The organism is uncultured Maribacter sp. (assembly GCF_947495965.1).
In the GTDB taxonomy this organism is placed as follows: Bacteria; Bacteroidota; Bacteroidia; order Flavobacteriales; family Flavobacteriaceae; genus Maribacter_B.
On sequence record NZ_CANMBB010000002.1, the window covers coordinates 749,218 to 761,733 of the forward strand.

The window sequence follows — 12,516 nt, forward strand, 5'->3', positions numbered from 1 at the left end:
TTTATTTTTTAATGACTTTACGTATACTTTTTTGAGTTTCAGAAGCAATGAAAATAGAATAGATTCCTGCTGGTAAATGATCTATATTAAACTTAATAACATTACTTTTTACGTTTTCTGTTTTTTCAAAAACTCTTACTCCTCTTTGTGAATACAATAAAATCTGTACACTCTCATCCGCTTGAACAAAAGGAAGAAAAACACTTACATCCCCTTTATCAACAGGATTTGGATATATATTTACACTTTCATTTGTAGACATTATTATATCTTCAAATACACCTTGACAATCTAAATTTGTTTTAACAGAAATACTGTTTTTTACTTTAGATAGAGGTAACGTAATTTGATTTTCGGAAGTATTATATTCTAAACCATTAACTGTAATAAAGTAATTTGTGCTACCCTTAAGTTTTAAAGAAACTGTTTTATCAGAAGTGTTTGTTTTAGCATCTACTTCTAGTACCTCTGGCTCTGTTATTTCAACATTAAAACATTTTTCATAATTATCTTCTCCTTCAACTCTTACACAAAGATTATAAGAACCAGCCTCCAAGTCTTGAAAATTAGAAAACACTCTAAATTCTTTTGTTTCATTTTTATCATCCCCAGTTAAAACTGCTGTATATGAAAGGTTTTCTAATGCTTTAAGAAGAATGTTACCATTATTACTTTCTGCACATGTTTCACTTGTTATTTCAATTATAAAGTTATTTACAGGTAATTCAAATTCTGAACAGCTGTCATTTTCTACAATTACAGTTTGCTGTAATTGACAACCCGATGTATGCAGTATTAAAATTGAATAACTACCTGAATTTAAGTTTTTAAATTCGTTAGACTCTTGAAAACCTGATAATTCAACACCATCATTTATATTAAATAAATATTCTTCTTGATTATCAATAGCTATACTAATACTACCATCAGCAGTATTACATGAAGCGATTGTAGTAGTGATTTCAGGTATAATTTGAGGAGCTCCATTAATTTCGAAAATTTGTTCAACAGAGCAACTATTTTTATCTCTAATTACTGAGTAATAAATTCCTTTTTCTAAATTCTGAAAAATATTGGTGGATAAAAAAGTAACACCGCCATCTATGGAATACTCATAAGGAGCAACTCCTCCTTCAGCTTCTATAATAGCACTTCCATCATTATTACCATAACAAATCTCATCTGTAACAGAAATTGTTGAAGCTAAAGGGTCTATTTGATTTATAGTAAAATCTTGTAAAATACTGCAACCATTACTATCCCTAACTTCTGAGATATAAAATCCTTCCTGTAAATTTTGAAAAACATTCGAAGAAGAAAAAGTAACACCTCCGTCTATGGAGTACACATAAGGAGGCACACCTCCTGTTACTTCTATGGCTATTCTTGCGTTATTACTATTAGAACAAGTCATTCCGGTAACTAAAACAGCTGAAGCTAAATGTGTCGGCTCTGTAATAACAATTCCATTGCTCTGTACCTGGTTAAAATCATTATCCGTAACCACAACAGTATAAATACCCGAAGAAAGATTAGAATAAATGTTATTTGCACCACTTGAAATTAAAATATTTCCTGAAGTATAAAGCTCATAAGTATAAGGTGCAGTACCACCCGTAACCTCAACAGCAATTTCTGCATCGGTATCTCCAAAACAAGAAATATTTTTTGTTTGAACTAGTTTAGAATTTAAAGGTTGAGCCTCACATACATCTCCAATACCGTTATTATTTACATCTTCTTGGTTTGGGTTCGGTTTTTCAGGGCAATTATCTTCTTCATTAAGAACACCATCACCATCTTTATCTGGGTTAGTATTACAAAGACCTTTTATATCTTGAGCATTTGAACAACTACCCATATTTCCTGAAACATTTACATAGTTTAAGTCATTTTTACTTAAAAAACTACATATAGGTAATACTTGACACATAGATAATGAAGTATTATTAATCATTGTCAAATTATTAAGTCGTTCAGCATCCCAATTATTCATAGCATCTATATCGTTAAGTGAGGTGTTATTATAAAAATATATAGCATATTGTCCTTGGCTAAAGCCTAAATTCTCTAGACCATCTAATGATAACAGAGATGTATTGTTACTTAAATATAAATCTCCCCATCCTAATGAGCCTTCTCCTGTAGAAGCATTACTAAGAGCTGTTAAATCCACAAGTTTTTCATTACTAAAAAAACGAATAGAACTTTGAGGTATGCTTTGTAAACTTTCTATTCCCTTCAGTGAAGTTAAATTACTATTATATGTAAGCTCTAGCTTCCCTACAGAATTTATTTGAGATAATCCTGTCAGGTTAGGCAAAAGAATATTGTCATTTACAGTCAAATCATCGCCTATTGTCAATAAACCACTAAGTCCATTTAAACTAGTCATTTTAATATTTTGAAATACGAAAAGTCTACCCTCAATAGTCTGAAGATTTTCAAGTCCTATTAAATTTTCTAAATTATCATTACGTTGTACTTCTAAATCATTTTTTATTAATTGCAACGAATTGAGCCCTTCAAAATTCAACAATTTAGGATTACCTTTAATCATTAAATCATCCACAGTTGTTAAATTTGTTAAACCCTGCAAATTTGTTATTTCAGCATCCTCTATAATAAGACTACCGTTATACCCTTGTGAATCTTCATGAATAACAGTTAATGATTCTAAACCCATTAAGTTATCTAGTTTAGGATTACCAAGAATAGTAAAACTCCCACCAACATTGTTTAATTTATTAAACCCCTGTAAAGAGTTCAATTCATTATTACTACCTAAATAAATATCATTCGATATAGTAGCAACATTATTTAATCCCGATAGATTTGATATTAATTCGAAAGAAATAGAAATTCCCCCATCCAACTTCAACAAACCCTCTAAACCTTCAAGAGAGGTAATTTGGTTATTTTTTAGTAATAAACCACTCAAATATTCAAGAGAACTTAACTCCTGTAGAGATGAGACTTGACTATATTTAATTGATAATCCATTAGTTGTATTATGCAATGTATTTAGGCTTCCAATAGATTTTACGTTATTTAATCCTTGTATAGTTGATAAAATAGGGCTCGATTTGATTTCAAGTTCTTCTCCAATAAAAACTAAAGTCTCTAAACCGGAAAGGGTTTCTAAATTATCATTATCCCAAATAGTTAAGCCTCCATTAATATGGGTTAAAGAGTCAAGACCGTTAAAATTTGATAAAGCTGTGTTAATAATTTTTAAATGCCTACTTATCTTTTTTATCCCATTAAGGCTATCTAGATTTCCAATATTACTCCCATTGATTATGATATCTCTATAAATTTCAGTACAATTAGGATAATTTAATTTAAAATGATCAATGTCTGATTGAGATCTCAAATTGACATTTTCTGTAGGACACTGCGAAAAACTACTAAAAAAAACAAATAAAAAAACAAAAGAGAATAGAAATTTCTTCATAAAGGAATGGTCACTAGAGATATTTCATCCCTAATATTTTATAGTTTGGTTTCCTACTAACGGCGAAGTCTATGGATTATTTTAAAATATCAAGATTATTTTCGATAATTATATCTCACTATTTAACATCCCTTGTCTCCAACAAAAAGTAAAAAATCACGTTTAACTTAAAAACTGCCTTAGGCAGTTAAACCTTTGCTTAACTTTATAGTCCAAGCATAGAACGTAAACGTAAACTATTGATTGCTGAGCAAACCTTACTAGAGGAATTAAAGCAAACCGAAACCCAAGCAAGGGCTTTCGAAAAACTTGTTAACACCTACAAAGAAAGGTTATATTGGCACATAAGACGTATTGTATTAAATCATGATGACGCCGATGATGTTTTACAAAACACATTTATTAAAGTCTATAGAAACATTGACAACTTTAAAGGAGATAGCAAACTTTATTCCTGGATGTATAGAATTGCAACGAATGAATCTCTGTCTTTTTTAAAATCGAAATCTAAAAAAATGGGGGTTAGTAGCGTTGCGTTACAAGAAACACTAATAAATAATTTAGAATCGGACGTTTATTTTGAAGGCGATGAAATTCAGTTAAAATTGCAAAAAGCAATTGCTACATTACCAGAGAAGCAAAAGTTAGTTTTTAATATGAAGTATTTTCAAGAAATGAAGTACGAAGAAATATCGGAAATTCTAGAAACTTCTGTAGGAGCTTTAAAAGCCTCTTACCATCTTGCATCAAAAAAAATTGAAACGTATATAAAAGAAAATTAAACCTTTACAAAAAAAAGGAGTCTTATAAATAATATGAAAAAAGTCCATAAAAATAGCGGGTTTAAACTTCCAGAAAATTATCTGGAAAACTTTAATGATTCTCTGTTAGATAAAATTTCTTTGCAAGAAGAAATTAAACTACCTAATAAAGAAGGTTTTACGGTACCCAAAGATTATTTTAAGACTTTACATAAAAATATTTCAGATAAATTAGAAGATACCCCTACAAAAGTTATTCCTCTAAAATCTTATAAAAAATACTATTACTCTGCTATTGCAGCTGCAGCTATTGTTTTACTCTTTGTTGGCATAAACTTTAATAAAACAGGAGATTACAGTATAGAAGATATAGCCAATGCTGATATAGATTCTTATATTGAATATACCGATTTAGACTTTTCTAGTTATGAAATTGCCGAAGTAGTTCCTATAGATAATTTAGATATTACCGATATATTAGACGCTGGAATAAATGAAGAAAATATTATTGACTATTTAGAGGGTGACTTAGATAGTTTTAACGAATTAAATTTAGACAGTTATGGTTATTAAAAAAACAATATTTTTTGCTGTGTTATGTATTGCAACTAGCATTTGTGCACAACGCAAACCCGACCACGAAAAGATAAAAGCACTAAAAATTGCTTATTTAACAGAGAAGTTAGATTTAACAACTAATGAAGCACAAAAATTTTGGCCTGTATATAACGCTTACGAAGAAAAGGTAGAGAAAATAAGAATGCAGCAAAGGTCAGAGATTCATGAAAAATTAAGAGAAATAGGAAAATTGTCTGAAAAAGAGCTAAATAAGCTTTTAGAATTAGAAATTTCTTTAAACAAACAAAAACATGTATTAGAAGAAAAATTAATCCAAGATGTTAGAAAAGTAATTTCTGCAAAAAAAACATTTATTATGCTACAATCAGAATACGGGTTTAAAAGAAAACTACTACATCAATATAGAAAAAAACACAAATCAGAAAATAAATAAGGTATTTAAAAGGAGCTAATAAGCTTCTTTTTTTTATTTAAAACTTAGTTTTGCTATTCTATTTTTTCCTGCAGCATAAGCAATAGTATCATTTGCAAAACGAAGTGTATAAAAAGATTCTTTAGAAAGTTGCCTCCAGCTTTCTCCCCTATCACTAGAATAAGAAATTCCTGTAAAACCTATAGCAACAATTTCATTACCATTAGAATTGGGAACAAATTGCACACAACTTTTATAGCCAGGGTCTTTATCATTGGCTATTAATTTCCATGTACTGCCACCATCTGTTGTTATTGCTTTATTCCTAGTATTAGACTCTGGGTTAGTATAATCTCCTCCAATAGCAACTCCTATTTTAGCATCATAAAAATCTAAAGAATAAATGCCTTGTGTGGGCTTTTCTCCTAGAATAGGAGTTGCTAAAACACGCCAACTAACTCCTTTATTTTCAGAATAATAAATCCTGCTATTTGTGGTAGCTATCCAAGCTTTATCTCCCTGCACTTTAATGTTAGTATTACTCGCAGCAAAAGCCCCTTCCCCTCCTACTCCTTCTGGCAAATTTTCACAAGGAATTCTAAACCAACTTTTACCACCGTCTCTTGTAATTAATATGGAGAGGCAACCATTATTACTATCGCCAACGGCTATTCCCTCCTTAGAATTCCAAAAAGTCATTGCATCATAAAAAACATTTTCTCCTTCTTCTTTATATACTAATTCCATTTTTCCTGCTTCACCGGTTTTATATAACAAAGCCGGACTTCCTATAGAAAGCATAAAAAAATCAGAATTTGTATAGGAAACAGACCTAAAATGAGGCTTCTTACCTTCAAAATCTATAGCATTTAGTCGTACTTTATTTGTTGCTAAATCTACAGAACCAAAAACACCTTTGTCCGCAGCAAAAGCTAAACTATTTCCCATAATCTCAATAGCTCTTATACTAACAGAATCCTCATATATAATAGCTACTTGTACAGAAGAAAAAGGCGTTTTTTTCATTTCTTGATTGCAACCAAATAAAAGCAAAACAACTAATAAAATTAGGAAAGAAAATTTCATGAAGATTAATTTTATCAAAAATAAGTCTATTCACTTCTAATACAATACCTTTGCAGCCTTATTTTTTAAGTGATGAAATTACACAGAAATCTTGTTTTTGCAGTTATAGACGCATTAAATTTAATTTTTAATGAGGATCAATATGCGGATAAAGTAGTACAAAAAGTTTTAAAGTTTGATAAACGTTGGGGCTCTCGTGACCGCGGCTTTATTGCAGAAACTACCTATGATATTGTTCGTTGGAAACGCTTGTACTCTGAAATTGCAGAAGTAAAAGCACCATATTCTAGACCTAACTTATTCCGTTTATTTGCTGTTTGGGCAATTCTTAGAGGTATAAAATTACCCGATTGGAAACAATTAGAGCCAACACCAGAAAGAAAAATTAAAGGAAGGTTTGATGAACTTTCTAAAACAAGAAAATATAAAGAGTCTATTCCAGATTGGATGGATGAACTTTGTGAAAAATCTTTAGGAGAAAAACTATGGGATAAAGAAGCCGCTGCTTTAAACCAACAAGCAGATGTTATTTTAAGAGCAAATACATTAAAAACTACTAAAGAAAAATTACGCAAAAACCTTTTAGAAAATGGTATTGACTCAGATGCTATAAAAGGATATACAAGTGCTTTAAAGTTAGCAGAACGTGGAAATGTATTTACTAGTGATGCCTTTAAAAATGGCTGGTTTGAGGTGCAAGATGCTTCTTCGCAACTGGTATCTGAGTTTTTAGAGGTAAAACCTGGAATGCGTGTGGTAGATACATGTGCTGGTGCAGGAGGAAAAACATTGCATTTAGCTGCTCTTATGGAAAATAAAGGACAATTAATTGCCCTAGACATTTATGCCAATAAATTAAAAGAATTAAAGCGTAGAGCAAAACGTGCAGGAGCGCATAATATTGAACCCAGACATATTGACTCTACCAAAGTAATTAAAAAGCTTTACGGTAAAGCAGATAGGGTTTTAATTGATGCTCCGTGTACTGGTTTAGGAATTTTACGAAGAAATCCAGATGCCAAGTGGAAATTGCAGCCAGAATTTGTAGATAAAATTATAGCAACGCAAAAAGAAATTATCCGTAGTTATAGTAAAATAGTAAAACCAGGCGGGCAAATGGTATACGCTACTTGTTCTATTTTACCACAAGAAAACATAGACCAAGTAAAATCCTTTTTAGGATCAGAAGAAGGTAAAGATTTTGAACTTGTAAAAGACAAAAAAATATTTGCTTCAACTAGCGGTTTTGATGGTTTTTACATGGCGTTATTATCTAAAAAAGACAACTAAAAAATTACAAAACACCAAAGAAATTATAACCAAGATTATTTAAAATCTTGGTTTTTTTCTTTTAATTCTGTCCTAACCATTTTTCCAGAAGTAGTTATTTCATCATTGGACCAATCACCAGTTCCAGAAGCTCCAGGATAAAGCGCTGCTGAAGCTTCTTCCTTATCTGCAATAGACCAATTACACCATGAAATTTTATTTTCATCAAGAAAATCCCACCAAATATTAGCCTCAGAAACATCTATAACACCATCGCCAGATGCCTCAGAAACCCCAAATTCTGTTACAAACAAGGCTATATCTGCATTAATAGCTAATGTTGCAATAGCTCTTAATTCCTGTTTATGGGTAGAAGAATAATAATGTAATGTATATGCTATATTATCTTCTTGAATAGGGCTTGAAATAACCTCATCTACACGTTGCGACCATAATCTTGTGCCACATACTATAATGTTGTTAGCATCATATTTTCGTATCTCTTCTATAACAGTTTCATGATAAGGTTTTAAAACAGTATCCCAAGATACATCTAAGGGCTCATTATAAATTTCATAAATAATATTGGGTTGATTGCCATACTTTTGGGCCACCTCAGAAAAAAAAGTTTTGGCTTCTTCTACATAATCTTCTGCATGATGACTATGCCAATCTACAATTACATACACTCCCGCCTCTATAGCTCCATTAATTACTCTATAAACTTTTTCCTTTTCAATTTCGGGTCTATAAATATAACTTTCCTCCCCCTCGTCTACTCCCATTGCTGCTCTAACCACAGTAACTTCCCAATCTTCTTTAAGCCAGCTTACTGTTTCTTTAGTGTAATATTGCCCCATCCATTGACTCCAGAAAAAAGACATTCCTCTTAATTGTATTGGCTCATTATTTTTATTTACAATTTTATTACCATGAACACTTAATTGTCCATACGTACCTACTGCAGAATTAGAATCTACATTCTCTATATCATCATTATCCATAGCAGAAGAATTATTCTTTTTACAAGAAATGAATATCAAAAACACTACTAATACTACCTGTAAACACCTTTTCATCTCTTTTTTTATTAAAAATACTGTTTTTACAATTAATCTTTATCTCAAAAAATTGTCAAAATCTAGTGCAACAAGCTAAAAGTAATCAACATTTTTTTGCTAATTGTTGATTAATAGGATTGATTTCTTAGATTAAAAAAATGTAAATTTGTGCTTTCTTAAAACTAAACAACAAGAAGCGCAATGATTCATTTTTTCGGGAATGCGACAAACAAAGTTTTTGCAGTACAAACTACCGCTGAACTTTCGGAAGAAACTACAAATAAATTAATATGGTTATTTGGTAACCAACCAAAAATAAACGCGGCGTCTCTAGACGCCTTTTTTATTGGTCCAAGAGCAGCAATGATTACGCCTTGGAGTACTAATGCTACTGAAATAACTCAGAATATGGGAATTACAGGAGTAATTCGTATTGAGGAATTTTATAATGTAGCCGAAGATTTTACAGATTTTGACCCAATGCTTTCTCATAAATTTGAGAGCTTGAATCAAGAAATGTTTACTATAAATATTAAACCAGAACCAATTCTAGAGATAGAAGATATTGCTGCATATAATGCTCAAGAAGGTCTTGCTCTTAGTGAGGAGGAAGTAACCTATTTAGATAGTGTAGCAAAGAAAATAGGTAGAAAACTAACCGATTCGGAAGTTTTTGGTTTTAGTCAAGTAAACTCAGAACACTGCCGCCATAAAATATTTAATGGTGATTTTGTGATTGATGGCGAACAAATGCCAACTTCTCTTTTTAAATTAATTAAAAAGACATCGCAAGAAAATCATAATGATATTGTTTCTGCTTATAAAGATAATGTTGCCTTTGTAAAAGGCCCAGAAGTAATACAATTTGCACCAAAAACAGCAAATAAGCCAGATTTTTATCAAGAAGAAAAATTCGATTCTGTTATCTCATTAAAAGCAGAAACACACAATTTCCCAACCACAGTAGAACCTTTTAACGGGGCTGCTACGGGTTCAGGTGGTGAAATTAGAGACCGTTTAGCTGGTGGGCAAGGTTCATTACCATTAGCAGGAACAGCGGTTTATATGACAGCTTATTCTAGATTAGAAAAAGACAGAAAATGGGAAAATGGATTAGCAGAACGTAAATGGCTATACCAAACTCCAATGGATATTTTAATAAAAGCATCTAACGGAGCATCAGACTTTGGTAATAAATTTGGACAGCCTTTAATTAATGGTTCTGTACTTACGTTTGAACATAAAGAAGAAGAGACTTCTAGTGATAATCCTCGCCGTTTAGGGTTTGATAAAGTTATTATGCAAGCTGGTGGTATTGGTTATGGAAAAGCATCGCAAGCTATAAAAGCAAAACCAGAAGAAGGAGATAAAATTGTTATCCTTGGTGGTGACAATTACCGTATTGGTATGGGTGGCGCAGCTGTTTCTAGTGCAGATACTGGTGAATTTAGTTCTGCCATAGAACTTAATGCCGTACAACGTTCTAATCCAGAAATGCAAAAACGTGCGGCCAATGCAATTCGTGGAATGGTAGAGAGTAATGCCAACCCTATTGTATCCATTCATGATCATGGTGCTGGCGGACATTTAAATTGTTTATCAGAATTGGTAGAAGAAACTGGTGGAAAAATAGATCTAGATAAACTTCCTGTTGGTGACCCTACCCTATCTGCTAAAGAAATTATAGGCAATGAGTCTCAAGAACGTATGGGATTGGTTATTGGTAAAGAAGATACTAGCTTACTTAAAGAGATTGCAGAACGTGAGCGTTCTCCAATGTATGAAGTTGGTGATGTTACTACAGATGACCGTTTTACGTTTGAGTCTAGTACCACAGGGGAAAAACCTATGGATGTAGCTTTATCTGATATTTTTGGAAGCTCTCCTAAAACAGTTTTAACAGATAATACAGTAACTCGTACTTACGATGCGCCAGAATATAAATTAGAAAATTTTCACGATTATTTAGAGCAGGTATTACAGTTAGAAGCTGTTGCAGCAAAAGATTGGTTAACAAATAAAGTAGACCGCTGTGTTGGTGGTCGTGTTGCCAAACAACAATGTGCCGGACCATTACAACTACCTTTAAACAATTGTGGTGTTATGGCCTTAGATTTTAAAGGAAAAGAAGGTATTGCTACTTCTATTGGGCACTCACCTATTTCTGCTTTAATAGACCCTGCTGCTGGAAGTAAAAATAGTATTACAGAAGCGTTAACAAATATAATTTGGGCTCCTTTAAAAGACGGATTACAATCTGTTTCTTTATCTGCCAACTGGATGTGGCCTTGTAAAAATAATGGTGAAGATGCACGTTTATACAAAGCTGTTGAAGCGGTGTCTGAGTTTTCTATCGCTTTAGGAATCAACGTACCTACAGGAAAGGATTCGCTTTCTATGAAGCAAAAGTATACCGATGGTGATGTTATTTCTCCAGGTACGGTTATTATTTCTGCTGCTGGTAACTGTAATGATATTACTAAAGTAGTAGAGCCTGTTTTACAAAAAGATGGCGGAGACATATACTATATCAACCTATCACAAGACACCTTTAAACTAGGTGGTTCTTCCTTTGCACAAGTATTAAATACCATTGGTAATGAAGCGCCAAATGTAAAAGATACTGGGTATGTAAAAACGGTATTTAATACGATTCAAACTTTAATTAAAGAAGGACAAGTACTTGCAGGTCATGACGTTGCCTCTGGTGGTTTAATTACCACTTTATTAGAATTATGTTTTGCAGATGTTAATCTAGGAGCCAATGTAGACCTTAGTTCTTTAAACGAACAAGACACTATAAAACTTCTTTTTGCTGAAAACTCTGGTATAGTTTTACAAGCCAAAGATGCTTCCATTGAAACTGTTTTAAGTAATGCTAATATCGACTTCAAAAAAATTGGAACGGTTTCTTCTGAAGCTACGCTTACGATTAAAAACGGTGGTATGGAAATGGGCTTAAATGTTAGTTCATTACGAGATACTTGGTTTAAAACATCCTATTTATTAGATAACAAACAAACGGCAAACAACTTAGCAAAAGACCGTTATGACAATTATAAAAACCAAGCATTACAATATACATTCCCTAAGAATTTTACTGGGAAACTAAACCCAAGACCTACAAAACGCCCAAAAGCTGCTATTTTAAGAGAAAAAGGAAGTAATTCTGAGCGCGAAATGGCAAATGCAATGTATTTAGCTGGTTTTGATGTTAAGGATGTTCATATGACCGATTTAATTTCTGGTCGTGAAACTCTAGAAGACATTCAATTTTTAGGTGCTGTTGGAGGGTTCTCTAATTCGGACGTTTTAGGAAGCGCAAAAGGATGGGCTGGAGCCATAAAATATAATGAAAAAGCAAATGCCGTAATTAAGAATTTCTTTGCAAGACCAGATACACTTTCCGTTGGTATTTGTAACGGTTGTCAGTTGTTTATGGAGTTAGATTTAATTAACCCAGACCATGAAACGCATGGTAAAATGGTACATAATGATTCTAACAAACACGAGAGTAACTTTACATCGGTTAAAATTCAGGAAAACAACTCCATTATGTTATCCTCTTTAGCGGGTAATACTCTAGGTGTTTGGATATCGCATGGAGAAGGGAAATTTAACTTACCCTACGGTGAAGACAAATATCAAATTGTGGCAAAATATGGGTATGAAGGTTATCCTTCTAATCCTAATGGAAGCGATTTTAATACGGCTATGATGTGCGATGCTACTGGTCGCCATTTGGTTACTATGCCTCACTTTGAACGTTCTACATTCCCTTGGAACTGGGCGCACTACCCTAGTAATAGACAAGATGAAGTTTCTCCTTGGTTAGAAGCTTTTGAGAATGCTTATAATTGGGCAATAAAAAACAAAAACTAGTAAAAAAAA

At 32.4% G+C, this 12,516-nt stretch carries 8 protein-coding genes; 5 read left to right on the top strand and 3 right to left on the bottom strand.

Going from position 1 to position 12,516, the window contains the following annotated elements; translation table 11 throughout:
- Position 1 precedes the first annotated feature (1 nt).
- Entirely contained in the window at positions 2-3,376 is a 3,375-nt protein-coding gene (locus tag Q0820_RS07690; protein ID WP_298486650.1) for a T9SS type A sorting domain-containing protein, read from the bottom strand.
- 320 nt (positions 3,377-3,696) lie between these two features.
- On the opposite strand from Q0820_RS07690, the gene Q0820_RS07695 reads away from it, so the two are divergent.
- From Q0820_RS07695 to Q0820_RS07705, 3 genes are read left to right on the top strand one after another with little or no spacing between them, the layout of a single operon-like run.
- Positions 3,697-4,239: an RNA polymerase sigma factor gene (locus tag Q0820_RS07695; protein WP_298486652.1), complete on the top strand. Its 543-nt coding sequence runs from the start codon at positions 3,697-3,699 to the stop codon at positions 4,237-4,239.
- A gap of 33 nt (positions 4,240-4,272) precedes the next feature.
- Positions 4,273-4,791 carry a hypothetical protein gene (locus tag Q0820_RS07700; RefSeq protein ID WP_298486654.1) on the top strand — a complete coding sequence of 173 codons (519 nt, stop codon included), beginning with the start codon at positions 4,273-4,275 and terminating at the stop codon, positions 4,789-4,791.
- A complete protein-coding gene (locus Q0820_RS07705; RefSeq protein WP_298486655.1) occupies positions 4,781-5,230 on the top strand; it encodes a hypothetical protein in 450 nt (149 codons plus the stop codon). Before Q0820_RS07700 ends, Q0820_RS07705 begins: the two co-directional genes overlap by 11 nt.
- A 33-nt stretch (positions 5,231-5,263) precedes the next feature.
- On the opposite strand, the gene Q0820_RS07710 is transcribed toward Q0820_RS07705, so the two are convergent.
- Positions 5,264-6,295 carry an oxidoreductase gene (locus Q0820_RS07710; protein ID WP_298486656.1) on the bottom strand — a complete coding sequence of 344 codons (1,032 nt, stop codon included), beginning with the start codon at positions 6,293-6,295 and terminating at the stop codon, positions 5,264-5,266.
- A gap of 72 nt (positions 6,296-6,367) precedes the next feature.
- On the opposite strand from Q0820_RS07710, the gene Q0820_RS07715 reads away from it, so the two are divergent.
- Positions 6,368-7,585, top strand: a complete 1,218-nt coding sequence (locus Q0820_RS07715) for an RsmB/NOP family class I SAM-dependent RNA methyltransferase (RefSeq protein ID WP_298486658.1) — start codon at positions 6,368-6,370, stop codon at positions 7,583-7,585.
- A gap of 35 nt (positions 7,586-7,620) precedes the next feature.
- Here the strand turns inward: Q0820_RS07715 and Q0820_RS07720 are convergent, their stop codons facing one another.
- Positions 7,621-8,643: a glycoside hydrolase family 5 protein gene (locus Q0820_RS07720; RefSeq protein WP_298486660.1), complete on the bottom strand. Its 1,023-nt coding sequence runs from the start codon at positions 8,641-8,643 to the stop codon at positions 7,621-7,623.
- 183 nt (positions 8,644-8,826) lie between these two features.
- On the opposite strand from Q0820_RS07720, the gene purL reads away from it, so the two are divergent.
- Positions 8,827-12,507 carry a phosphoribosylformylglycinamidine synthase gene (gene purL, locus Q0820_RS07725; protein ID WP_298486662.1) on the top strand — a complete coding sequence of 1,227 codons (3,681 nt, stop codon included), beginning with the start codon at positions 8,827-8,829 and terminating at the stop codon, positions 12,505-12,507.
- Positions 12,508-12,516 lie beyond the last annotated feature (9 nt).

Coding starts and splice junctions, on each gene's coding strand:
- Q0820_RS07700 (WP_298486654.1), top strand. CDS start 4,273: ATGAAAAAAGTCCATAAAAATAGCGGGTTTAAACTTCCAGAAAATTAT.
- Q0820_RS07720 (WP_298486660.1), bottom strand. CDS start 8,643: ATGAAAAGGTGTTTACAGGTAGTATTAGTAGTGTTTTTGATATTCATT.
- Q0820_RS07710 (WP_298486656.1), bottom strand. CDS start 6,295: ATGAAATTTTCTTTCCTAATTTTATTAGTTGTTTTGCTTTTATTTGGT.
- Q0820_RS07715 (WP_298486658.1), top strand. CDS start 6,368: ATGAAATTACACAGAAATCTTGTTTTTGCAGTTATAGACGCATTAAAT.
- Q0820_RS07705 (WP_298486655.1), top strand. CDS start 4,781: ATGGTTATTAAAAAAACAATATTTTTTGCTGTGTTATGTATTGCAACT.
- purL (WP_298486662.1), top strand. CDS start 8,827: ATGATTCATTTTTTCGGGAATGCGACAAACAAAGTTTTTGCAGTACAA.